This window comes from Stenotrophomonas sp. GD03930, assembly GCF_029839665.1.
GTDB lineage: Bacteria > Pseudomonadota > Gammaproteobacteria > Xanthomonadales > Xanthomonadaceae > Stenotrophomonas > Stenotrophomonas forensis.
On record NZ_JAOCAV010000002.1, the window covers coordinates 866,061 to 890,841 of the forward strand.

18 protein-coding genes are annotated in these 24,781 nt (G+C 65.9%); 6 read left to right on the forward strand and 12 right to left on the reverse strand.

All coding sequences use genetic code 11. The annotated features are described in order from the left end of the window. Positions 1 to 35: 35 nt before the first annotated feature. Positions 36 to 851 carry an SUMF1/EgtB/PvdO family nonheme iron enzyme gene (locus tag N5C18_RS14605; protein ID WP_279944899.1) on the forward strand — a complete coding sequence of 272 codons (816 nt, stop codon included), beginning with the start codon at positions 36 to 38 and terminating at the stop codon, positions 849 to 851. 58 nt (positions 852 to 909) lie between these two features. Here N5C18_RS14605 and N5C18_RS14610 read toward each other — a convergent pair whose 3' ends face one another. The 3 genes from N5C18_RS14610 to N5C18_RS14620 all read right to left on the reverse strand — a co-directional run bounded on the left by N5C18_RS14610 (position 910) and on the right by N5C18_RS14620 (position 9,854). Continuing rightward, on the reverse strand, positions 910 to 4,002 hold the full coding sequence (locus N5C18_RS14610; protein ID WP_279944900.1) for a DNA repair protein: 3,093 nt from the start codon (positions 4,000 to 4,002) through the stop codon (positions 910 to 912). Between the two features lie 27 nt (positions 4,003 to 4,029). Then, positions 4,030 to 6,843: a type VI secretion system Vgr family protein gene (locus N5C18_RS14615; RefSeq protein ID WP_279944901.1), complete on the reverse strand. Its 2,814-nt coding sequence runs from the start codon at positions 6,841 to 6,843 to the stop codon at positions 4,030 to 4,032. Positions 6,844 to 7,502: 659 nt separating this feature from the next. After that, complete coding sequence (locus tag N5C18_RS14620) at positions 7,503 to 9,854, reverse strand: GH92 family glycosyl hydrolase (RefSeq protein WP_279944902.1); 2,352 nt, start codon at positions 9,852 to 9,854, stop codon at positions 7,503 to 7,505. A gap of 17 nt (positions 9,855 to 9,871) precedes the next feature. Between N5C18_RS14620 and N5C18_RS14625 the strand changes: the two genes are divergently transcribed. The 3 genes from N5C18_RS14625 (at position 9,872) to N5C18_RS14635 (ending at position 13,121) form a co-directional block, all read left to right on the forward strand. After that, the gene (locus N5C18_RS14625; protein WP_279944903.1) at positions 9,872 to 10,159 is read left to right on the forward strand and encodes a hypothetical protein; all 288 of its coding nucleotides are present in this window, start codon (positions 9,872 to 9,874) and stop codon (positions 10,157 to 10,159) included. Positions 10,160 to 10,203: 44 nt separating this feature from the next. Further along, positions 10,204 to 12,519: an autotransporter outer membrane beta-barrel domain-containing protein gene (locus N5C18_RS14630; protein WP_279944904.1), complete on the forward strand. Its 2,316-nt coding sequence runs from the start codon at positions 10,204 to 10,206 to the stop codon at positions 12,517 to 12,519. Between the two features lie 356 nt (positions 12,520 to 12,875). Next, entirely contained in the window at positions 12,876 to 13,121 is a 246-nt protein-coding gene (locus tag N5C18_RS14635) for a hypothetical protein (RefSeq protein WP_008267939.1), read from the forward strand. A 191-nt stretch (positions 13,122 to 13,312) separates the two neighbouring features. Here the strand turns inward: N5C18_RS14635 and N5C18_RS14640 are convergent, their stop codons facing one another. Continuing rightward, positions 13,313 to 13,636, reverse strand: a complete 324-nt coding sequence (locus N5C18_RS14640) for a thioredoxin family protein (protein WP_279944905.1) — start codon at positions 13,634 to 13,636, stop codon at positions 13,313 to 13,315. 5 nt (positions 13,637 to 13,641) lie between these two features. Continuing rightward, complete coding sequence (locus tag N5C18_RS14645) at positions 13,642 to 14,058, reverse strand: host attachment family protein (protein ID WP_279944907.1); 417 nt, start codon at positions 14,056 to 14,058, stop codon at positions 13,642 to 13,644. Positions 14,059 to 14,240: 182 nt separating this feature from the next. Between N5C18_RS14645 and N5C18_RS14650 the strand changes: the two genes are divergently transcribed. After that, positions 14,241 to 14,369 (forward strand): hypothetical protein, encoded by a 129-nt coding sequence (locus tag N5C18_RS14650; RefSeq protein ID WP_258010884.1) that lies wholly within the window; start codon positions 14,241 to 14,243, stop codon positions 14,367 to 14,369. Between the two features lie 190 nt (positions 14,370 to 14,559). Continuing rightward, entirely contained in the window at positions 14,560 to 16,047 is a 1,488-nt protein-coding gene (gene proP, locus N5C18_RS14655; protein ID WP_053449897.1) for a glycine betaine/L-proline transporter ProP, read from the forward strand. Positions 16,048 to 16,119: 72 nt separating this feature from the next. Here proP and N5C18_RS14660 read toward each other — a convergent pair whose 3' ends face one another. The 7 genes from N5C18_RS14660 to N5C18_RS14690 form a co-directional block, all read right to left on the reverse strand. Next, positions 16,120 to 16,746, reverse strand: a complete 627-nt coding sequence (locus tag N5C18_RS14660; protein ID WP_279944908.1) for an AAA family ATPase — start codon at positions 16,744 to 16,746, stop codon at positions 16,120 to 16,122. Between the two features lie 3 nt (positions 16,747 to 16,749). Beyond that, positions 16,750 to 17,091, reverse strand: coding sequence for a type II toxin-antitoxin system prevent-host-death family antitoxin (locus N5C18_RS14665; RefSeq protein WP_164240985.1), 342 nt, complete (start codon positions 17,089 to 17,091; stop codon positions 16,750 to 16,752). A gap of 71 nt (positions 17,092 to 17,162) precedes the next feature. Next, entirely contained in the window at positions 17,163 to 18,749 is a 1,587-nt protein-coding gene (locus N5C18_RS14670) for a PAS domain-containing protein (RefSeq protein ID WP_279944909.1), read from the reverse strand. 9 nt (positions 18,750 to 18,758) lie between these two features. Beyond that, a complete protein-coding gene (locus N5C18_RS14675) occupies positions 18,759 to 19,163 on the reverse strand; it encodes a response regulator (protein ID WP_279945052.1) in 405 nt (134 codons plus the stop codon). A 117-nt stretch (positions 19,164 to 19,280) separates the two neighbouring features. After that, positions 19,281 to 20,735 carry a porin family protein gene (locus N5C18_RS14680; protein ID WP_279944910.1) on the reverse strand — a complete coding sequence of 485 codons (1,455 nt, stop codon included), beginning with the start codon at positions 20,733 to 20,735 and terminating at the stop codon, positions 19,281 to 19,283. A gap of 90 nt (positions 20,736 to 20,825) precedes the next feature. Further along, a complete protein-coding gene (locus N5C18_RS14685) occupies positions 20,826 to 21,590 on the reverse strand; it encodes a Slam-dependent surface lipoprotein (protein WP_053449902.1) in 765 nt (254 codons plus the stop codon). 53 nt (positions 21,591 to 21,643) lie between these two features. After that, positions 21,644 to 24,766: a TonB-dependent receptor gene (locus tag N5C18_RS14690; protein ID WP_279944911.1), complete on the reverse strand. Its 3,123-nt coding sequence runs from the start codon at positions 24,764 to 24,766 to the stop codon at positions 21,644 to 21,646. Positions 24,767 to 24,781: the final 15 nt, after the last annotated feature.

Consider the following 24,781-nt stretch of genomic DNA (forward strand, 5'->3'; position numbering starts at 1 on the left):
TCGAAGCACTGTCGCAAAAGACCAAGAAGGGCCTTGTGGAGGTGGAAGGCGGCACCTTCATCATGGGTGATTTCGGCCCCATCGATCCGCGCGCGAAGATGCCTTACAGCGGCAGGCGCAACGACGACGTGCTGCGCGAGGTGACATTGAGCAGCTACGCAATCGGTGCGAAGAAGATCACCTACGCCGACTTCGACGTCTACACCGATGCAACGGGACAACCTCGTACCGCACAGTATCCGATGGATCTGGAGTACCGGAACCTACCGGACGATCTACCCGTCGGCGTGAGCTGGGAGGCCGCGCAGCACTACTGCGGATGGGTGGGAGAACTGATCGGACGCAAGATGGAGCTTCCGACGGAGGCGCAGTGGGAGTACGCAGCACGTAACCGGGGCCAGTTCGTGATCTGGCCCACCGATGATGGCAGCGTCGACAACGGTCGGAATGTTGGGGATTACAAGACGATCACCCGCTACGCGTCGCAGCATGGCTACATGTCTGGACCCACACCATTAGGTCAGTACCCACCTACCCCGCTGGGTCTATACGACATGATCGATCATGGATTTGAATGGGTCTTTGACTGGTACCAGGATCCGTACGCCATGTCTGACACCAATGATCCACGCGGACCGACGAGCGGCGAGGAGAAAGTGCAACGAAGTCACAGTGATCGCGGTGGGGATTCGCTTTTCATCGTGTCGATGACGTTCACGAGATTCAAGCGACACCCTGATCCCGGGCCAAATCCATTGCTATCCGAAGAGGGAAAGCTGAAGTTCAATCCAAACAGCGCAAACAGATTTCGCTGTGCGGCTACTGCCCCTTCCGCCCCAGGTGGTGGGTAGCGTCAGCTGCGACTGACCTTCGCCACTGCTTCGTCTCCTAAGCAGCAACGACAGCGAGCTAGGAGGCGGTTGCTGACGGAATGGGGCGACCGGATGCGGCAACAGACCGCTGTTCATGATCCCGGGGTCTGAGGTAGTCACCATCGATACTCGCGAATGTAGCCGCCTCCCGCCCTTCAAGCGCCAGCAACGCATCTACATCCATCGTCTGCAACTGGGTCACTTCGTACCCCTTCGGAAAGCGCCCCAACAGCCTCCTGCGATGGGCAATGAACTGCTCAAGGTAGCTGCTTCCCAGCCCCTCTGATGGCACATCGGCATCCGCATTGATTGGATCGATAACTTTTGATCTGAGATCATCGGCCAACGAGCGCCCATAGTTCAGGAACTTCATAACATCACCTTCAAGCTTGCCCACCTCTTCACCGCTGGGCTCGCCGTCGGCAGTCATGTGCTGGAACATGGCCTGCCACTCACTAACGAGGCTGATGCCCTTTATCACCCGAATAACAGCTCTCTTGTGATCGGGAAGGTAGTGCAATTGCGGGTCAAGCACCCCCTCGAATTCTGCTGGATTCTTCATGTGCGTCATCCAGTCGTGGCGGGTGATGGCATAGAGAATCATGCCCCTGGTGATTGGCGTCGCATACACAAGCCATGGGCCGGATCCAGCCTGACCTTCGGTCGGCGCAGAGTTGATGCGCCGCACAAGCTTGGCTCGACTCTCGGCAGTGGCAAGCCGCCTAATCGTGGCCTTCGCCGTATCCTGCGCCGTTTCAAGCCTGGAGAGCAGATACTGACTTATGGGCCTATCACTTGAAATCCGTAGGAGCTCCAACCTGGCCAGGTAGCCAAGAACGTTGTCTGCAAAGAACAACAACTCCCTAAACCCAGCGTGCGCCAACTGGTAGTACACCCACTTGGCAAACTCCAGCATCCCCTCCACCCCCACCACGAAATCCAGCGCCCCTCTGCAGCCGATGCCCAAGCACAGCCGCGCACTGACCTTGATCCGGAAACGCCCCTTCGCGTAGTACACATACAGCTGCGCCTTGGCGCCCACGCCTGCAGAACCCGCCGTATCCAAACTCAACTTCGCAAGCGTTACCGGTGTTCCCTGCTGGGGCGGCAGCCATTGCAGTTCACCCGCAGGCGTCAAACCCGCCTCAACACCTACGAAGGCTTCCGCATTCACCTGCATGCCATTCAAGGTCTCCGGCGGCTTCTCGCCCACCGCAGCCATCACCACGCGTCTCGACGGCCGACCCTCTTCGTCCGGTGGATCGCCCATGTCGGCTCGCGGCATGCCGCGCACGATATCGAAGCTGGGTACAAAACTGTCGTCACGATCGCGCGGCTGCGCCTCGACCTTGGCAGCACCACGGTCAATGCTCACGCCGGCAGCGCCCATCAACGCCCGCTTCACGCCGGCAAAGCCGTGCAGTTCCAGCGACATCTGGAATACGATCGCGCCCAGGTCGATATCGCCGTAGCGCTGCATCCACCCGGTACGCGAGGGAATCGACCACGTATGCACGGCTTTTGCTTCAAACAGCGCCAGTTTGTAATGTGCACCCGCATCGACCTTGGCGCTGGCCTTGCGGTGCAGGGGATCCCACTCCGCCTGGGCACTGGCCCCGGCACCCGCCACAAACCGCAGCCACTGCGCGGAGGTCTCCACCGAGTAGGTCTCCGACGCGCGCACCAGCTCGGAGAACTGGTTCCCACCCAGCTCGATAAGGTCGAACTGGATGTTCGGCGCCTTCACGCTTCGGCCGATCTGCGCCTTGATCGTCATCAGCGACTGCATGAACTTGCGTGAATCAAAGTTCTGGAAGGCCGGCCCCTTCTGCCGGGCCGCGCTACCCACGGACATCGCGCTGTCGCCCGCGCGTGTCGACATGCCCACATCCACGTGGGTAGGCACGCCCATCACCCGACGGCCTTTGAATTCATCGTATTTGAACCGCGGCAGGTAGTTGCGGCGAAGGCCCACCTCCTGCTGTGGCTGGCCGTCGCTTTTGCGGCTGTAGCTTTCAAAGGTGATCACTTCAACCAGGTCTGTCTTTCGGGCGAAGTTCCCGTTGAGCATGGCCGCTGCACGGTCCTCGGCCATGCCCAGGTTCTTCTCGGCCTGGGCCACCGCTTCCAGGCTGCGGCCGGCCAGCGCCTCCTCCAGTTGCCAGCGGGCGCGCGGCACGGCTGAGAGGCTGCCTTCAATGGATCGCGCAACCTCGCGGAACTCCTCCCAGACCTCGGGCGTCAGCAGCAGGAGTTCTTCGTCGGCCACATTCAGCAGCGCCGGTGCACTGATCTTCCCGGCCAGCTCCAGCGTGGCGCCTTCGCCGGGGCCGCTCACCACCGCATGCATCTTCACCGGCACCACCGGCACCAGGCGCGGTTGCCCGACCACCCGTGGCTCGGACAGCGCGCTGCGCAGTTCGCTGCGGCTGCCCGGCAGGGTGAACACCAGCCGCAGATCCTGTTCGCAGAACAGGCGCGGGGTCATCCCCTGCATATCCGTTACGCCACGGACCGGCCGCCCGTGCACGTCGAGGGCAACCACCTCAGTTCCATCGCGGTCGCGGCGGTAGCCCACAAAGCCGGCCTCCGCCACCGGTGTTGGCGGGCTCTGCCGCTGCAACTGCAGCTGGTGAAACGGCCGCAACCGCAGCCGCCGTACCTGCAACGCAGGCCGCAGCGACGCGTCGGCCCGTGGATCTTCGCTCCAGGGGCCCAGCTGCGCGGGCTCATGGCAGTCCGGATGCAACAGCGGATCGGTCCACTCGCCGCTGGCGTCATCGCGGACCTGCAGCTGGTATCGATGCTCACTCTGCGGCAGGCGGGCGCCCTGCCCGGCCCCGGCGGCTGCGTCCGGCACGTTGCGCCGCGGCCAGGGCAGCTTCAGGCCGGCCGGCCCGGCGCCGAGGTTCGGCCAGCCTCTGCGCCAGCTGGGGAGGGCCGGCGGTGCCGGGGTCTGCGTACGCTCCGGCAGCGTCACAGGATCGGTGTCGCCGTGGCTGTCGGTCGTGCCGGATGCCACGACGGCGAAGCCATGCAGTACATCGCGGACACGATAGGTGACGTCCGCGCAGGGCACCACGTTGCCATGACCATCATGGCGGAACAGCGTGAACTTTCCAGAACTCATGTACCAGATTCCTTTCTTCTGACCCGCTCAGCTGTTGCCTGCGTCGCGCAGGTAGCCTTCGTGCCGTTCGTCATCCACGAACAGGCCCACCTTCTCCGGGCCATCGGTGACGACCTCCTCGGTGAGTCCGTCGCCGTCGGTGTTTCCACTCAGCCAGCGGCCATCCGGCAGCTGCATCGAATAGGCAGCGCCCGCCAGCGGGGCACCGGCGTGATCGCGCACAAGGAAGCGGGCGCGGCAGGGTGCGACGCCCAGCGTGTGCAGCGGATAGGCCAGGGACGCCGGACCGATGAAGCTGTGTTGGCCCGCGTGCACCGTCAGGGTTCCCGGGCAGTTGAACTGGATGTTGCCGCCTTCGATCGTCAGACTGGCGCCGCCTTCCACCTGCACCACCAGCGCACGTCCTGCGGCCAGTTCAATTGCTGCATGCGTACTGGCCAGGTGCTGTGATTGCCGAGACTGCAGCTTTACCGCGTCGCTCTGCGCCTGGATGTCGACCGGCTGCTCGCCGGCAGCGATGGTCATGCCGGACGGACACCGCGATGCACAAGCAGAGGCCGAAGCCAGCACGCCGACAGACTGCGACGCGTGAAGCCGCGCGTGGCCTTTCACCACGGCCTGCCCGGCAGCGCCTGCTCCCAGGAGCAGGCTTTGCCCGGCCTGCCAGAACACACCCTGCCCCGCCACCAGCGCCTTGCGTGGCGCCACCATGCCCAGCAGGGGTGCCGTGCAATGCGGGACACCTCCGGCTGCAACTGTGTTGCCGGCAGCATCACGCGCGCGGCCGAAGTCATCTGCCGCAACCACGCCTGTTGCCGCGTCGCGCAGGGGTGTCAACGCAGTCGACGCATGTAGCCCGGCAGTACCGTGCAGGCGAGCGCTTTGGCCGAACGCAGCGGCCAGCGTCCCACACTGGGCCAGCAACGCGCCGGCCTGCACCGCCGTACCTGCGGGCTGGGCAGCCCCTGCCGAATACGCACCAAGCCACAGGCCGCGCTCGCTGCGCACCACGCCCGCCGCATCGCTGCGCAGCTCGAAGCCCTGCCCACGCAGGCTGCCACGATAATTGCCGCGCTGATGGATGACGTGGCCCAGGTTCAACTGGGTGGTCGCCTGTGTCGTGGCCAATTGCAGGCGGAGCTGGTCGTCGGTGTCGTCGAACTGGAGCGTGGAGCCTCCGTTACCGCCCCATTCGCGGGAGCTGATGCCCCACAGCGCACCGGGATGGCGATGCGCCTGCTCGCCTTCGCCCGCCGCATGCCAGGCCGGTGCATTGCCACCGGCAAGGTTGCCGGTGCCGCCGACGCGCGTATCGCAGGCCTGCGCATGCAGCGCTGGGTCGTTCTCGCCGCGCCCGTTGTACAGGGCGCCCAGTACAATTGGGCGTTGCACGTCCCCCTGCAGAAAGCCCACCAGCACCTCCTGGCCCACGCGCGGCAGGAACTGGCTGCCCACCCCCGGGCCGGCAAACCGCTGCGCCACGCGCAACCATGCGCTGTGCGCTGGCCTGCCGGTCGCATCCATCAGTGGAAAGCGCACGCGGATCCGCCCGAGCGCGTCAGCGTGCACCTGATCGCCTTCGGCTACCCCGGTGCGATCGTCAGGACCGATCACGATGGCCGTCCGCCGGCCCACCACCTGGGCTTCGCCCTCCTGCTCCGGTGCGCGCGGCCGCCACGGGCGCTGGCGGTCAACGGCATGAAATGCAGCCGCATAGCCCAGCTGCTGGGCTATGCGCTGCAGCGCGTCGGGCAGGACCCCATCCCGCTGCAGGGCGTGCTCCGGACGATGCTGGCGCAGCCGCGCGGGCAAGGTATTGACCCCGGCATGCTCCACCGAGGTGAGCAGCAGCTCGGGCACCTGCTGCGGCGACCATTGGCTGATGCTGGACCACGTGCCGGCGCCTAGGCAACGCACCGTGGCAATGCCCTGCCATCTCTGCCGCTCCGCTTCATGGCGTTGAGCCAGAAGCGCGGCACGCCGCTCGGCCTCGGCATGCGACTCAAAGGCCTGGGCACCGCACGCCAGATACTGCTCGACAGGCGAATGACCGCCGCCGTCCATCGGCAACTGGACGGCCAAGGTACGGTCCTGCCGAAAGTCATCGCTGACCATGCTCAACCTGCGCGGGCCAAGCCGCGCATGCCGGGCCAGCTGTACTACGCTGTCTTCCTGCTCGGCCGCATGGCCGCGGTGGAAGCGCAGGGCGCCGTCGCGTGCCGACAGCGGATCCTGTGGCAAGGCCACGTTGTCGAAGAACAGGACGATGCGATGCAGCGCGGGCGCCTCCGCATCCGCCTCGACACGCCAGCCGATGCCTTCCTCGGCCAACAGGCAGGCCACGAAATCCATATCCGACTGGCGGTACTGAGCGCAGTAGTGACGCGGCGGCAGGGCGTCCAGGCGGGCCCGTGCATCATCGCTCCAGTGCCAGCAGGCACGTGCCTGATGCTCGGCGAACACGGCATCCACGATCTGCCTGACGGCTGCGTCACGGAAGACGCGGCTGTTGCGCTGCTGGCCCAGCCACCAGGTCCATGCCGCCAGGCGTATACGGTAGCGGGTGAATTCCCGATCACCGTCCAGCCGACGTACCTCGCGCACCAGCCCTGCCCGTGGAATGTCGCGCCTCTGCGCATCACGCGTGTGCAGCGTTGCAGGCCGGCCCAGCCACTCTTCGCAGGCACGGTCCGCGTGCGTCGCAAGTACATCGATGTGGTAATCCAGACCTTCCGAAAGCGCCTCGCGTCCGTGCCAGCGCTCCACCACCAGAGCACCTGCAGCGGGCAGTTCAAACCGGTGCAGCAGCGCTGCATCCTCATGCGCATGCAACGTGTGCATATGACCTACACCCCGTGCACCACCCTGGCGCACTTCTGTGCGCAGGACCCTAGCAACGGGATGAGCGGGGTGAAATCAGAATGCTATGAATGTGGCCTGGAACGGCCCGGCGGCGACGCTGCGTCACCGATTCCGGGGTGAATCCTTCCGTTGAATCCTGATCCGCACTCGACAAATCATGCAGATCGCGACAGGCATCCGGGCGATGCATCGCGGATACCCACGGCCCGCAGCGATCGGATTCCGGTAGAGGCCAACCCTGGTTGGCGATGTTGACCTCCCGTGTGCCAACCAAGGTTGGCACCTACCAGAAGCGGGAATCATCCCATGCCGCCCCAGTGCGCATCACCGGCATCTGGGCGATGCATCGCGGATACCCACGGCCCGCAGCGGTGGGGTTCCGGTAGAGGCCAACCCTGGTTGGCGATGTTGACCTCCCGCGTGCCAACCAAGGTTGGCACCTACCAGAAGCGGGAATTACCCCATGCCGCCCCAGTACGCATCACCGGCATCTGGGCGATGCATCGCGGACATCCGCGGCCCGCAGCGGTCGGGTTCCGGTAGAGGCCAACGTTGGTTGGCGATGTTGACCTCCCGCGTGCCAACCAAGGTTGGCACCTACAAGAAGCGGAAATCACCCCATGTCGCCCCAGTGCGCATCACCGGCTCATCGAATACGGCGCCTGCGCGCCCTGCCCCGGCCAGTCCATGTTCGGCTCGGCCTGCATGCTGAAGCGCAGTTCGCCACCGGCCAGGATCTCGTCGTGGCGCAGGAACGTGCGCTGCAATGGCGTGCCGTTGAGGCTCACGCTGCCCACGTAGGTGTGCTTGTCGTCCAGCCCATCGGCCACGATGGTGAAGGTCTTGCCGTTCGGCAGGCGCATCGCGGTCTTCGGCAGGAACGGGCGGCCCAGGATGTACTCGCCCGAGCCCGGCGCCACCGGATAGAAGCCCAGCGCGGTGAACACGTACCACGCCGACATCTGGCCGACGTCATCGTTACCGGCCAACCCGTCGGGGCGATCGGCGTACTGGGTGTCCATGATCTGCTTCAGGCGCGCCTGCGTGCGCCACGGCTGGCCAGCGTACGAATACAGGTAGGCCACGTGGTGGCTGGGCTCGTTGCCATGTGCGTACCAGCCGATCAACCCGGTAATGTCTTCCATGTGCTCGAAGATCGACGGATCGACCTTGGCGTTGAACACCTCATCCAGCCGCGCCAGCAGTTTGTCGCTGCCCCCATGTGCAGCGGCCAGGCCGGCCACGTCCTGCGGCACATACCAGGAATACTGCCAGGCATTGCCTTCGGTGTAGTCGGTGCCGTAGCCGCTGGCACTGGGGTCGAACGGCGCGCGGAAGCTGCCATCGCGCTTGCGTGCGCGCATGAAACCGGTGTCCTTGTCGAAGGCGTTGCGCCAGTTGCCTGCACGCTTGTCGAAGGTGGCCGCAACATCGGCCTTGCCCATCGCCTGCGCCATGCGCGCGATGGTCCAATCGTCGAAGGCGTACTCCAGCGTCTTGCTGGCCGCTTCGCCTTCCTCGTCGATCGGCACATAGCCCAGCTCGCGGTACTGCGCGATGCCGTCATACGGGCCGTAGTTGGCGGTCTCGACCATTGCCTTCAGTGCCTTGTCGGCGTCGAAGCCGCGGATGCCCTTTACGTACGCATCGGCAATGACCGGCACCGCGTGATAGCCGATCATGCACCAGTCTTCCAGGCCGTGGAACGACCACACCGGCAACATGCCGTACGGGCTGTGCTCATGGTGGGCGAGCATGGAATTGACGAAGTCGCTGTTGCGCTTCTCCGGCTGGACCAGGGTAAGCAACGGATGCAGTGCACGGTAGGTGTCCCACAGCGAAAACGTGGAGTAATTCGTGTAGCCCTCCGCCTTGTGCACGGCGTTGTCCGAGCCGCGGTACTGGCCGTCGGCATCCATGAACAGCGTCGGCCCCAGCATGGTGTGGTACAGCGCGGTGTAGGCACTGCGGCGTGCATGTTCCGGTGCATCGATATCGAGCACCGACAACGCCTGCGTCCATTCCTGTTTGGCCTGCGCACGCACCCGGTCGAAATCGAAATCCGCCACTTCGGCATCCAGGTTGGCGATGGCGCCGGCCTCGCTGACCGGCGAAATGGCAACCTTCACCACCAGCGGTGCGTCCAGCTTGCCGAACGCGAACGTGCCGACCAGCTGCCGGCCCTCGATCTGCGCACGCTGCGCTGGGTCCTTCTCGCCCGGCGGCGGGAAGCCCTTGTAAACGATATCCTGCTCGGTGTTGTGCAGTTCATGCCCGGCCAGCGGGCGCGAGAAGCGCATCGCGAAGTACAGCTGGCGGCCCGGTGCCCAGCCGCGGGTTTCGCGGAAGCCGGTCACCGTGCCATCGGCGCGCACCCGCACCCGCGACCACAGCACCTTGCCCGGGTAGTCGTACATGCTGGTGCGCATGTCCAGCAGCACCTTGGCCTCGGTGCCCTTCGGGAACGCATAGCGATGCACGCCCACCCGCGCACTGGTGGTCAGCTCGGCGCGCACCTTGTAGTCGTCCAGGGTGACCGCGTAGTAGCCCGGCTCGGCCCTCTCATCGTCGTGGCGGAAGCGCGAGGCATAACCGCTGCGCGGCTTTTCCGGATCGCCGCGCTCCAGGCCCGGCGTGCCGGTGAACGGCATCAGCAGGATGTCGCCCAGATCGGAATGGCCGGTGCCGGAAAAATGCGTGTGCGAGAAACCGACGATGCTGCTGTCGTCGTAGCGGTAGCCGGCCGCCCAGCCATAGGCCTTCTCGCGCGGCTGGATGCGCGTGTCCGGGCTGAGCTGGACCATGCCGAACGGCACCGTGGCACCGGGATAGGTGTGGCCTTCACCGCCGGTACCGATGAACGGGTCGACCGCCGCGTAGGCGCGCTCGGCAGCGGATTTCGGCGTGGCGGCCAGGGCGGCACCGGAAGCCAGCATGGCAGTGGCGGCGACGGCGATCAGGAAACGACGGTCCAGCGTGGGCATCGGCATTTGGATCGATTCAGGCGATGGCCGATGCTAGCACCGGCATTCAGGCATCGCATGTTGCGCTGCGGCTGAATGAATCCAAAGGCGACAGAAGTTGTCCGATTTCCTATGCAACTAATTGCATGGTTCGGGTCGTTGAGGCTCACCAGACTGGTGTCAAGCCCCAAAAGCGGCGCGAGAAGGTGCCCTGCGACATTCCCGGTCGCAACGCGACAGCTATCACACTTTTCGCCAGCGGGGCCGGAAAGCGCACCGAAATCACTTTGTCTTCACGCAATCACAGCGTTTCATTCACGCCGACGAAGTGAATGCGGTTCCTTTCCTGAAGTTTGATATCCACAGGAGTTCCGTAATGAAGATTGCAGTTCGTCGTTTGCTTGCGCTGGCCATCGCCGCCGGCATCGCTCTCGCCTCCACTGTGCAGGCCGGAACCCTCGGGCCGGGTCAGTCGGCTACCGTCAATCCCGGCGACCCGCCGGAAGGCTGGACGCTCAACAATGCTTCCCTTGTGGTGGCAACCGGTGGTGCCACGCAGGCTGTCGATGCCTCAAACGAATCGACGCTGACATTCAATGGCGCGACCCTCAATGCGTCCGGCGCCAATGGCGTCCGCCTTGGCAACAGCGCGTTGACGATGAACGGCTCTACGGTGGTCAATTCGAGCGGCCGTGCGCTGGCGCTGACAGGACAAATCGGCAGCTCGCTCCCCGGTTCCTCTGCCACCATTACGGGCAGCACGCTTTCGGGAGCTGGCATCGGAGCCAGCGTCCAGCTGGGTGGAAACCTCACGCTCGACGCATCGCGCTTGGAGGGGCATGCACAGGGAGCCACTGGAGTAAGCAGCGGCACCGGGCTGTTCCTGGTGGGCAGTGGCCAGATCACCGCCCGCAATGGAAGCACCATCATCGGCGAGGGCAACGGCATCTGGGCCCAATATGACTTCACCCCGGTTGCCGGTGATGCGGTCACCGTGGACATCGACGCCTCACGGGTGGAGGGCCGTGCGGGGTCGGGCATCTATATCGAGGAGAAATTCGATCCTGCCGACGCGGCAGTCGTTGCCCGTTTCAACTTCCGCAATGGTGCCGAACTGGTCGGTGGCGATGGCAATCTGCTGCGTGTTGACGCTACCGATGCGAACATCGCCTTGAATGTCGACAACTCACGGATGACCGGCAACGTCGTCAACGCCGGCGGAAGCACGGTGAATGTCGCCCTCTCCAATGGCGCCGTGCTGAATGGTGCGATGACCAACGTCACCAGCGCCACGCTGGATTCGGCCACCTGGAACATGACCGGCAATTCCACAGTCGGCACCCTCAACCTCGGCAACGGCACTGTCTCCCTCGGCGACGGCTCGGCCTTCCACACCCTCAACGTGGCCGGCAACTTCACCGGCAACGGCGGCACCCTCGCCTTCAACACCGTACTGGCCGGCGATGACGCGGCCACCGACAAGCTGATCATCGGCGGCGACACCAGCGGCACCGCCAACGTGCGCGTCAACAACGTGGGCGGTGCCGGTGCGCAGACCAACCAGGGCATCCAATTGATCCAGGTCGGCGGCGTGTCCAATGGCCAGTTCAACCTGGCCGGCCGTGCCGTCGGTGGCCAGTACGAGTACTTCCTGTTCAAGGGCACCGGTGCTGATGGCAACTGGTACCTGCGCTCGCAGCTGCCGACCCAGCCGGACCCGTGTGAGGTGGACCCGACCCTGCCCGAGTGCAACCCGGAAATCCCAGACCCGGTGCTGCGCCCGGAACCAGGGGCCTACCTGGCCAACCTGCAGGCCGCGCAGAACATGTTCCGCCTTGGCTACCACGACCGTCATGCCGGCCAGAACAGCGGCCGCGCCTGGGCGCGCGTGGATGGCTCGCGTAACGGTTTCGATGCCATCAGCCGCCAGCTCGACATTCACGGCAACAGCCAGGCGCTGACCGTTGGCGCCGATCTGTGGCGTCACGAATCGGGCAGCAGCGCGGGCGTGATGCTGTCCAGCGGCAACGCCACCAGCACCTCCACCAATGAACTGACCGGCTACTACGCCCGCGGCAAGGTGAAGGGCGAAGCGCTGGGTATCTATGGCACCTGGCGCGGCGGCAATGGCGCCGACCCGTATGCGGGCTTCTATGTGGATGGCTCGCTGCAGCGTGCGCAGTTCCGCAACCGCGTGGAAGGCATTGGCTTGGCTGCCGAGCGCTACGACAGTCGCGCCTGGCAGGGCGCGGTGGAAACCGGCTACGCGTTCCGTGTGGGCGGCGCCAGCAACGGCGGCATCTATCTGGAGCCGCAGCTGCAGGTGGGCTACAGCCGCTGGGACAGCAACCGCCACACCGAAGCCAATGGCACGGTGGTGGGCGCCGAGAATGCCGACGGCCTGTTCGGGCGCGTGGGCCTGCGCCTGTCTGGCGTGACCCGCTGGGGCAATGGCGCGGCCGAAGTACAGCCCTACCTCGCCGCCAACTGGCTGCATACTCGCGCCGAATCGCAGATCCGCATGGATGACGAGCTGGTGGATGCACGCATCCCGCGTAGTCGTGGCGAGTTCAGCGGCGGCGCCTCGGTGAAGTTCAGCAACGGCATCGGCGCCTGGGGCGGCCTGTCGCTGCAGCGAGCCAGTGGCTACCACCAGACCAGTGCGCAGGTGGGTGTCAGTTACAGCTGGTAAAGAGACGTCTTCGGCCCGCAGCCAGTTCGATCGAGGGCTGACAACGGGGCGAGAGGTGTGGCCGTTGAACAGGAGTTCTCGGCCGCTGCATGGAAGGCGCGACAGGGACGGTCGCGCCTGACATGTTTTGTAGGAACCTGATGTGGTGAATGACGTGATCTTTCAATCCTGCCGGTTTGGCAGAGACAATCAATGGGCGTTCGCACCGTGATGTGTGCAGGATGGCGCCGCAGCGGACACACCGCTGCCGGGATTGGAACCCCCGAAAAGAAAGAGGGACAGACATCGCTCGTCGTAAATGCGACGGGCACTGCCCGCCACCCTCGCGGTGGCCATCACACCCAGGGAGTTCCCGCATGATCCACGAACGTCCGCTCAGCCCGGCCATGGAGTCGCTGCTCCATCGCATCGAACAGGCCTTCAACAGTGCCGAGGGCATGGCCATCCTCATCGGCGAGCAGTATGGCCCCGAGCCGAAGCCGCCCGCGCCGATGGGCTACAACCCGAAGCAGATCGCCACGGCGATGATCATGCTGAGCCAGCACGGGCGATGCCTGCTGCAGGCGCTGCGTGAGGAGGCGGAGAAGGTGACGCTTCACTGATCCAGAAGGAGGACTCAGGCACTTACCCGCCGCGCTGCCGATGGTCCGCCACCTCCACCCATCACAATGCAGGCATCGCGCATGGAAACCCTGCAGGTGCTCGCCCACCGGAAATGCTGTGGACTGACGCCTAGGAGTTGTCGTTCAAGGGCGATGCGGCCACCGGCACCGAGCTGATCGAGCAGCTGCACTCAGTGCGGCAGTGCCGCCTGCAGAGTTGTCAGGTCGGCACTGTCCAATGGCCGCACCACCCGTGCCACCTCGTGGCCGTCATGCAGCAGCACGGCGGTCGGCCACAGCTTCACCTTGAACGCGCGGCCCAGCGGCTTGCCCTTGCCATCCTCGATTTTCCAATGCACCAGATCGTTGGCATCGACGAAGGCCTGCAACGCTGCCTGTGCGGCCTGGCAGTGGCCGCACCACGGTGCGCCGAACTCCAGCAGTTGCCAGCCCGGCTGTGCTTCCACATCCGCATGGGCCGGCTCTGCCGAGAGGTGATCACGCATGAACGGCATGCGCGTTACGCCGCCAGCGCCTTCTGGATATCGGCCAACGGTGCGTTGGTCAGATCCTTGGCGATATCACCCAGCAGGCGCGACTGAACTTCCTTGTGCAGCAGCGGACGGATGCGCCCCAGCGTGGTCGGGTCGGCCACCAGCACCAGATACGCATAGCGGTTGTTCAAGGCATCGTCGTTGAGCTGCTCAGCGACCTGCTTGGCGAAGGTGGCTTCATTGAGCTGCGAGATCGACATGTCCTTCGGCACCGCGCCGGCCGGCCCCTGCCCCGAGATGCCTTGCTCGCTGATGTCCTGCAGGCGCAGCTCACCTTCCTGCTTCAAGGTCAGTTGATGCTCGTTGCCAACGTTGGTGAACACGCGGGCAGAGCCGCCATCGGCGACGATGATGAGGGTGCCTTCGGGAATGCGACGGGTCATGCGGTGTTCCTTGTGGAGTGCGTTCACCTGCACCGTAGCCAGCCGTGCGTGAGCGGCGCGACCACAGTTCGTTCAACGCATGTCATCACACACGCGCTGCGGATGAACAGGCGCGATGGAACACAGCGTGCAGATCAGGCGGCTTCGCTGCATGCTCACGCCGATGCCGTTATGATGAACGGATGATCGACACGACCCACTACGTGACGGGCGCACCTGTTACGTGGGAAGCACTGCCGACCGGCGCTTCGCTTGCCACGCATGTTCCCGCCCAGCATTTCCATCGCCTCGCGCTGGATCCTGGCGGCTGACGCCCGCAGGCCCTTCTGCCTGCACTCCCCACGCTGATGTGACACCCGGCCGCTGACTGCGCTGCCGCGGTGATCCCGTTTCCGTGTTTCCGCCCCTGCGGCGGTGCCGTGCCGTGCGCGTGGCATCGCGCCCGCGCCTGTTCCCGGAACACACCCCATCGCTCATTCCCCCACCTGACAGGGAGCCTCCATGCAGGACACCCCCGATTCACATGCCCATTTCGGCTGGTTCAAACGCCGCCGCCATCTGAAGGTCGATGAGATCACCGTTGTCGACAAGCCCATGCTCAAGCGCGCCGTCGGCGCCGCTGCACTGGGCAATGCCATGGAGTGGTTCGACTTCGGTGTGTACGGCTATCTGGCGGTCACCATCGGCCAGGTGTTCTTCCCCTCCAGCAATCCCACCGCACAGGTGATCGCGGCCTTCGCCACCTTCACCGTGGCATTCCTGGTGCGGCCGCTGGGCGGCCTGGTGTTCGGCCCGCTGGGCGATCGTTACGGCCGCCAGAAAGTGCTGGCGTTCACCATGATCCTGATGGCGCTGGGTACCTTTGCCATCGGCCTGATTCCCTCCTACGAGCGCATCGGCATCTGGGCGCCGGTGCTGTTGCTGCTGGCGCGCGTGGTGCAGGGCTTTTCCACCGGCGGCGAGTATGGCGGTGCAGCCACCTTCATCGCCGAGTACTCCACCGATCGCAACCGCGGCCTGATGGGCAGTTGGCTGGAGTTCGGCACGCTGGGCGGCTACATCGCCGGCGCCGGCACCGTCACCGCGCTGCACATGCTGTTGAGCAGCGAGCAGATGCTGGACTGGGGCTGGCGCATTCCGTTCCTGGTGGCCGGCCCGCTGGGCCTGCTCGGCCTGTACATGCGCATGAAACTGGAAGAAACCCCGGCATTCCGCGCCTTCGCCGAAGAAGCAGAGAAGCGCGAACATGACCGCCCCGGGCTGGGCGCGCTGTTCCAGGTGCATGGCCGCCAGCTGCTGGTGTGCATGGGCCTGGTGCTGGTGTTCAACGTCACCGACTACATGCTGCTGACCTACATGCCCAGCTACCTCAGCGTCACCATGGGCTATGCCGAGAGCAAGGGCCTGCTGCTGATCATCATCGTGATGCTGGTGATGATGCCGCTGAACATCGTCGGCGGGCTGTTCAGTGACAAGCTGGGCCGTCGCCCGATGATCATCGGTGCGTGCATCGCGCTGCTGGTGCTGGCGGTGCCGTGCCTGCTGCTGGTCGGCAGCGGCAACGACTGGATGATCTTCCTGGGCCTGATGCTGCTGGGCCTGGCGCTGGTGTGCTTCACCAGTTCGATGCCATCCACGCTGCCGGCGCTGTTCTATACCCCGGTGCGCTACAGCGCGCTGTCGATCGCATTCAACGTGTCGGTGTCGCTGTTCGGTGGCACCACGCCGCTGGTGACCGCGTGGCTGGTGGAGCGTACCGGTGATCCGCTGGTGCCGGCCTACTACCTGATGGGCGCGGCGGTGATCGGCCTGGTGACCATGCTGTTCGTGAAGGAAACCGCCGGCCTGCCGCTGCGCGGTTCACCGCCGGCCGTGGGCAGTGACAAGGAAGCCGCCGCGTTGTTGAAGAGCGACGTGCCGGTGACGGTGGACCCGAGCTTGCCGCCGTTGCCCGACGTTGCAGAGCCCGAGCAGGTGAAGCCGGCCTGAGGCCCGGCGCGAAACCGCATCCACGCATGGCGTGGATCTACTGAGGCTCCGCCGGTGCCGAATGGCGTGGATCTATGGTGTGGTGTTCAATTCCATCGCGCGCATCACGATCGGCTTGGCCCAATCCGGGGTGTGCAGCAGTTCGGCCACCGACACCGGGTATTGCAGCTGGCCCTGCGCCATCGCCAGCACCGGCAGCGGTTCGACACAGCCCTCGGCATCGGCCGGGGCGCTGTTGTCGTAGACATGCAGTTCGGCCAGGTGCGGCAGCAGGTCCAGCAGGTTCTCGCGCGCGGAATCGAAGCGCGCGTGGATCTTCTCGACCGGAATGTCGTGGCCACCGGCTGCCACCCGCGCCGCTACGCGGGCGATGTGCAGTTCGACGTTGGCCAGGCCGCAGAACCAGATCGCGACGTGGTGCCGTTCGCAGGCCTCGCGCAGCAGGCGCGGAATGGTGTTGCCGCCCAGCGTGGTCTCGAAAGCGAAGTCGGTGCCGTCGGCCATCGCCTGGCGCAGGCGACGGGTGCCTTCCTGCCACGCTTCGGCGTTGGCCTCGGGCAGCGGCCAGCCAGCCTCCACCAGGCGCCGGGTGAACGAATCCGGGTTGAACCAGCTCAGCCCTTCGGCCTCCAGCCAGGTACCCAGCAGCGAACTCTTGCCAGCGCCATTGACGCCGGCCAGCACCAGGATCCGCCCCATCGGTCAGAGCGGACGACCGAGGGTGACCTTGCGGCCGCGACGGATCGGCTGGCCCAGCACCTTGCCCAGCCCCTCGCCACGCTGCAGGCCGGCCAGGGTCTGGTCGAACTCGCTGCGCAGGCGCATCAGCTCCTCGCTGCGCTCCCCGGCGTCACTACCGGCGGCCTTGGCCAGCAGTTCCTGGTAGGTGCGGATGTCCACGATCACCGCTTCGGGGTGGTTGTGGTTGGTGATGACCAGCGCCTGCTTCTCGCGCACGGTGCGCATCAGGCTCGGCCAACCGCGGGTCTTCACCGACGAGGCCGGGGCCTTTTCAAGGCCGGGCAGATCCAGCGGCAGGGTCATGGCACAGCTCCGGGCAGAGGTGGACTATGGCCACTATACCCAATTTGGCCAAATTGGGGATAAACCGGGTTTCACCGGCCTGGCCCGACCTGCGGCGCATCGGTCTGCAGCAGGCTGTCGCGCTCGCGCAGCGGGAACCGGATCCAGGCGTCCAGCCCCTGCGGGCTGAAGCGCAGTTCGCCAGTGCCGGCCAGTTCATACGGCACGCGCTGCTCGATCAGGGTGCGGCCCAGGCCGCGCTGCTGGGGCAGCGCCCAGCCCTCCACCTCGGCATGGCGTTCGCACCAGTGCAGGCCCAGCCAGGGCTGTTCGTCCTGTACCTGCAGTTGCCAGGACACCTCGACGCGGCCGCTGGCATGGCTCAGCGCACCGTGACGGAGTGCATTGGTGGCCAGCTCATGGATGGCCAGCGACAGCACTTCGGCCGCCTTGGGCGGCAGCAGCACATCCTCGCCCTGCAGGCAGTAGGCGGCCATCGACGGCGTCTCCGCCGCGATTTCCTCGTTGAGCATGCCGCGCAGGCAGACCCCGGCGTTGGCGCCGCGGGTCAGCAGGCTCTGGGTGCGCGCCAGCGACATCAGGCGCCCGCACAGCCGTTCGGCATATTCATCCACGCTGCCGACCGACGCGCGGGTGCGCCAGGCAAGGGCATGGATGGTCGACATGATGTTGCGCACCCGGTGCTGCAGTTCGGCCAGCAGCACCGACTGGCGCTCGGTGGCGCGCTTGAGGTCGTCGATGTCCACGGCAATGGCGAACACGCCGCTGACCTCGCCATCGGCATCGCGCAGCGGCGCGGCAGCAACCCGCGTCCAGCGCGCGCGGCCATCGTCGTGCAGGTACTGGAACTCCAGACCGGGCACCACGGTTTCACCGCGCATCGCCCTGGCAATGGCGAAATCATTGGGCCCGATCGCGCTGCCGTCGGCGTGCCAGCCCCGCCAGCGGTGCTGGTTGTCTGCATCGGCCGAGGGCACCTTGCCGGTGGGCAGATAGGCGCGCATCTGGTCGTTGGACAACAGCATGCGACCGTCCAGATCGACAATGCACAGACCTACCGGCAGCATCCTGAAGGCCAGCTCGAGGCGACGCTCGCTCTCGCGCCGACGCAGTTCTTCGCGCTCGCGCGCGGCCCGTGCCAGATGCGCGGCGGTGGTCTCGAACATCGTCACCAGCACGTCGTTGATGCGCCCTTCCTCGCCGCGGATCGGGCTGTAGGTGATGGTGAACCAGACATCCTCCAGGCGGCCGTGCCTGGCCAACGGATACAGCTTGTCCTCGAAGGTGAGGGTTTCGCCCTGCCAGACCCGGGTATAGAGCGGCCCATTGATGTGCCAGACCTCGGGCCAGCACTCGCGGGTCGGCTGGCCGAGCCCGGCCGGATGCCTGTCGGCGAGGATTTCGGCATAGCCGTCGTTGTAGAGCTGCACCAGTTGCTCACCCCACAGCACGATCATCGGGAAGCCGTGGGCCAGCATCAGGTCCACGGTGGCGCGCAGGTGCGGCGGCCAGCGGTCGATCCCGCCCAGCGCGGTCGACGCCCAGTCATGCCGGGCAATGCGCGCGGCCATCCCGTCGTGGCGGGCGTGCAGCCGCAGCGCCGGCGGCATGCCGGCCTGCCGGTCGGCGGCGTGGAAGCCTTCGATACGGCGCCCCATACGGCCCGGTCAGGTGATGCCCGCAGACGCCTGCGGTGCAGCGACAAGCCCGGCCAGCTGCTGGACCAGCGCCTCGATGTGATAGGGCTTGGTGCAGCGCGGGGCGGCGGCGAAACGGCTCGGCAGGTTGTCGTCGTAACCGGAGGTGAGCAGGAACGGCGTCCCTGCCTCCGCCAGGCGATCGGCCAACGGATAGACCTGTTCGCCGCCGAGGTTGATGTCGAGCAATGCGACGTCGATCGGATGGGTATCGACCAGCTGCCCCAATGCCTGCAGGTCACCGGCGGGGCCGATCACCTGTGCGCCCTTCAGCTCCAGGTAGTCGACCAGGAACATCGCGATGGCGAATTCATCTTCCGCCACCAGCACGCGCAGCCCTTTCAGGCCCTCTGGTTTGTTACCGGCTTCCAGCACGCCCTGCACTCCTCGATGCACGCGACCCGCCTGCGGTCGCAACGAGGGCAGGATGCGCGATCCGGCCTACAAGAGCGCGTGACGATCGACGAAGACCGGGTACTGCCGGCCCCTACCTCAGAACGCGCGCTCCCACTTCAGGCTGAGCAGGCTGCGGTCATGGCTGTACAGCCAGCCGACATTGCTGTCGATGCGGGCGTAACGCAGGCTCAGGCTGGGCACCAGCCCGGCGACCGCCAGCCGTTCGCTGCGCACGATGGCGATGAGGTTCTGTTCGCTGTCCTCGCGCCGCGCCTCCAGCAACGGGCTCCAGGCATCGTAGTCACGCTCGCGCAATGAAACGAACACCGTGGCGGTGGTACCCGTCCACTGGCGCGCGGCCCCCAGGCGCAGGCCACGCTGGCGGTAGCCGTTGGCCGGATTGGCGGCACGGCTGTCACTCAGGTCCAGTCCGGCAAAGAGGGTCCAGCGCGGGTTGAGCGCACGGAACCAGGTGGCATACACCGCAGCCAACTCACCGTCGTAATTGCTGGCCAGGCCGCGCTGGCGATAGCGCTGGCGCTTCCAGTCGGCCTCCAGCTTGAGCAGGCTGCGCGCATCCAGCGCATATTGCCATTCGCCGTGCAGCCCGCTGCCGCCCTGCAGGGCCCGATTGCCCACGCCCTGGTAGTCATAGCTCGGCGCGATCTGCAGGGTATGCCGTGCGCTGCGCCAGCTGTAGCCGGCCTGCACGCTGGCATTGAGTTCGTTGTAGGCACTGTGCCCGCGCCAGGCCTGGCCGAACGCAAGCCCGCGCACATAGACGCCATGATGACCGGCCAGCGCCCAGCGACGTTCCAGGTTGCCGTCGTAGTCCAGGCCCATCGCGCGTTGGGCATCGGGAAGATTGCGCTGGATGATGCAGGTCTCGCCGACGCCGAACAGGCAGGTGCGGCTGGCCGAGCTGCGGTTGATGTTGTCGCTCCATGCCGGGCCGGCGGCCAGCGCTCCTTTCCAGCGCTGGCGCGCCTGCAGCGCGGCCAGGTAGGCGTCCACCCGTCCGCGCACACCTGCGGTGGCGGGGTCGTCGGCATTGATGCCACCGGCGATGGCCGTGAACAACGCCACGGCATCGCGGTCGCGCTGGTCTTCGGCATAGACACGCGCCAGTTCAAGGCGGGCCGGCAGGAAATCCGGTTGGGCCGCCAGCAGCGCCTCGTATTCGTTGGCCGCGCGGCGGTGGTTGCCGGCTACCCGCGCCAGGCCGCCCTGCGCGTAGTGGCGCAGCAACGGGTCGTGGCCGGGCAGTTCGATGTATTCGTCCAGGAAGCGTTGCGCGGCGCCCCATTGCTGATGCTGCAGCGACAGGTACAGCGCCTGGCCCAGATCGTCGACGGTGCGCTCCACGCGCAGGGTCTGGCCGTCGATGGTGATGGTCGGCCGCTCCGACTCGGCCTGCCGCAGGCGCTGCTGGTCCTGCTGCTGGTGGCGCAGTTCGCTGCCCTGCTCAAGCACGCGACGCAGATCATCCTGCTGGGCGCGCACATCGGCAGCGGCCAGCAACAGGATCACAAGGAAGATGGGATGGCGCATGGTCGATCCGTGGTGATGCATGCAGCGGGCCGAAGCAGGGACTGGCGGATCGCGGCTTGTCCCTGCCCTGCCCCGTCAGGGGCGTGGCAATCAGTTCTTGCTGCCGCCGAAGGCGGTGTCGTACTGGCTGTTGCCGGCGAAGGTGGCGATGCCGGCCAGGGTGGCGGCGTTGGCGCCGAAGAACTGGCCCTGGGTGGTGCCGTTGACGCTGCCATTGACGTTGGCCGAACCGGCGAACGATGCGTCGGCACTGTTGATGTTGGCAACGATGGCCAGGTTCAGGCCATTGCCGGACAGTGCACCATCCAGGGTGCCGGCACCGAAGTCGGCGTCGAAGGTGCCGCTCAGCAGGTTGCTGCCGTTGAACTTGTTCAGGCCAGCCACGGTGTAGGACGCCACGCCGGCGGGCAGCGTGGTGCCGGCGCGGTCACCAACGAAGTAGACCTGGCGGTTGTTGAAGCCACCGGCGGCGCCATCCTTGGACCATTCACCGAACCAGACATCGCCACTGCCGACCTTGACGAAGTTGAAGTGGCCCATGCCGGCGTGGCTGCCCGGTGCGCCGGTGATCGGCATGGCCAGGGTACGTACCGTCACGCCATTGACGGTGGTGGGTGCCGAGTAGGCGCTCAGGCCCTGGAAGTCCACCGGCTTGGCCTGGGACACGGTGCCGACACCGATACCGGCCTTGCCAGCGCGGTGCGGGCCGCCATTGACCTGCGATTCGCCCACCGCCACGTACAGCTCGGCATCGGTCTTGGCACTGGCGGCACCGACGATATCGGCAGCATGCGCGGCACCGACCAGAGCCAGCGAGGCGGCAACGGCGAGAACCGAACGGGAGATCATTTTCATGGTATTGCTCCTTGATTGAGGGAACTACGGGTACAACGCTTGAAAGTGGGAGATCAGAAGCGCGCGGTGACGCCGAGCTTCAGGGTGCGACCCGGCGCCGGCAGCGTGGAGCGCGTGGCCGGATCGACGTAGTAGCGGTTGCCGAGGTTGCTGCCGACCAGTTCGACGCTGGCATGCTCGTTGAAGCGCCAGCGCGCGTAGGCATCGACGGTGGTGATGTTTCCCCAGGTGAACGGCACGTTCTGCCAGAGCAGGCCGCTGCCGCCGCTCAGCAGGCGGTCACGGTAGGCCTGCAGATCAGGGTTCTCGTGGCGCTGGTAGTGCACGATGCGGCTGCCCAGTTCCAGGCGCTCATCGAACAGGCGCGTGCCCAGCGACCAGTTGATCGACAGCTTGGGAATGGCCTGGGTCAGCAGGTAGCCACCGACGAAGCCGTCCTGCACGCAGTTCGGCACCAGGCCGCGGTTCGCGTCCAGCAGCACCGCCGTGCTCTCGTCACACACTTCGTTTTCCAGCGTGCGGGTGATACCCAGATCGGTGAAGAAGCGCCGGTTGTCGAAGCGCGCCTGCAGCTCGATGCCGCGGATGGTCTGCTTGTCGATGTTGTCGAACAGGAAGTTGCCGTCGCGCTCGATCACGTCCCGGGTCTTGTGCACGTAGTAGGCCAGCTTGACGTCGGCATCGGCGGTGTTGCCGAACAGGGCCGACAGGTTGTGCACGTAGCCAATCTCGTAGTTGTAGGCGTGCTCGGGCTTGAGCGCGTACAGCGGATTGAGGCTGCCGGAGAAGGCGATGGTGCTTTCGAACATGCTCGGGAACCGCACTGCTTCGCTGTAACGCACGTAGGCACGCGCGGCCGGAGACAGATGAGCCGTGGCCGAGAAGGTCGGCAGCCAGGCATGGTCGCGCCGGCGGCTGTTGCGCCCATCCACCGGCCGCGACTGCACGCTGTTGCCGATGTTGCAGACCTGGTCGCTGCCGGCAAACACCGGCTGCACGCCGGGAATGGCCGCCACTTCGCCATTGAGGCAGGGGTTGCCTGCGCGCGTGTAGTTGCCATCGGCATCGGGCAGCCAGGGCCGGGTATGTTGCACCGGGCGCGGGGTCTCGTACGGCGCCAGCAGGTTGCGGATGCTCTGGTCGATGAACCAGCCCATGCCCCGCTTTTCCCAGACGGCGCGGCGCGCTTCCAGTGCATCGATGCGTGACTGCAGGTCTGCTGGACGGGGCAGCAACTCGTTCACGGTGTACTGCGCTTCCTTGCCCCCTACTCCCTTGGTCAGCAGCTCGGGGTGCGCCTCGAGGAAATCATCGAAGGCCCAGTAGCGGCTGTAGCGAACACCTGCATTGAGGGTGAGGAAGTCGACCGGGCGCCACTCCAGAGTGAGGTAGCCTTCACCCTCCTGGCGGCGCCCGGCACGCGGGAACATGCGCCAGCCATCGGTGGTACCGAAGTACGGATCGCCGGACCCCAGCTTCTCGTACTGCCAGTTGCCGCCCACGGTCAGGTCCAGGGTCGAATGCAGTGCGAAACGGTTGCTCAGGATCAGGCCGGTGCGGTCGTTGCGCGCGTTGGCCAGCGCGGTGTTGCGCAGGATCGGGCTGGCGTCCGGGTTCCATGCCGGGTTGCCCACCGCGAAGTTGGGAAAGCCACCGGCGGTGTAGGTGTCGCTTTCCGTTTCCGTGCGCCACAGGTTGGCGTACAGGTCCAGCCAACGACTGCCGGCTGGCTGGAAACGGTACTCCAGGTTCCAGGCATCGGAGTCGACGCGGCTGAGCGGCCACTGGATGCGCCCATAGTCCGGCGCGGACAGGATGCGCGAGGGCATGATCTCGCCGTAGTGCGACAGCGTGCGCCGCCAGGTGGCCTTCAGCTGCTGGTCGTCGTTGATCTGCCAGGTTCCCTTGACCAGCCACGATTCCTGCTCGCTGGAGGTGTTGGGCACTTCATCGCCCGGCTTGAAGTAGCGCGCCAGCGTGGTGATGTAGTCGATGCCCTGGTATTCGTACTTCTCGCGCGGGTCCTGGTCGTAGTAGCCGCTGCCCTTGCTGCCGGAGAAGTAGTTGCCGCGCTTGCGCCAGGCGTAGGCGGCCATCAGGTCGACGTTGTCGCCACGCACGCCCAGCGCCAGGCGCCAGGCCTGGTCCTCGCCATCGAAGGGGTTGCTGCCACTGCGCGACTTCACCGGCACCACCAGGGTGCGGTCGTCATAGGGCGAGTTCGGCGAGCCCTGCGGGAAGCCGGGTACCGTGCGGTAGTCCTCGCCGGTATGCAGCCGCGGCAGGCGCGGCGCCACCGCATTGCTGCTGCCTTCGATCTTCAGCTCCCCGCCGAAGCGCTCGCCGGCCGCAACAATGTCGTCAACGTCGATGGTCTTGATCACCAGCGCGCCACCGATCCCGCTGTGCACATCGCGCACCAGCCCTGGCCCCTTGATGACCTGGATGCCACCAATCAGGTTGGGATCGATGTAGTTGCGGTTGCTGACGCCGTTGTAGCCGCGCCAGACGGTCAACGCCTGTTCGCCCCCGTCGATGCTGACCGGCACCCGCCCCGGCCCCTGGATGCCGCGGATGTTGATGTCCAGTGCGCCACTGTTGCGCGCATCGCCACTGAACACGCCGACCAGATCCTTGACCACGTCGGCCGGGTTGGAGCCGCGATAGCGTTCCACCCGGTCGCGCCCCGAATACGCCGTGGTCAGGTCCAGCGCGAACACATCATCGTAGCCGCGCCGATCGCGGGCCTCGCCCCCTTCCGACTGCAGGCGACCGGCCACGTCCAGTGTCTCGGTCACCCGCACCCCTTCCCCTTCACCCGCCTCCGCTGCGGCACGCAGGCTCCAGGTGCCGTCCATGCCGCGTTGTGCGCGCACGCCGCTGCCGCGCAGCAGCTGCTGCAGGGCCTGCATCTGGCTGTACTCGCCGCTCACCGCACTGGAACGACGGCCTTCCACCAGATCACTGCGGAACACCACCTGGGCATCGGCCTGACGGCCGAACGCACGCACGGCATCGGCCAGCGGCTGCTCGGGAATGGCGTACTGGCGCAGCGGCGCGACGACCGCCGGTTGCGCCTGCGCGGTCGGCACCCCGGCCAACGGCAGCAGTACGGTGGAGATGGCCAGGGCCAGGACGGTGGCGCGACGGTGACAGGCGGATGCCGTGGACGGCATGGACAGGAACTCCTC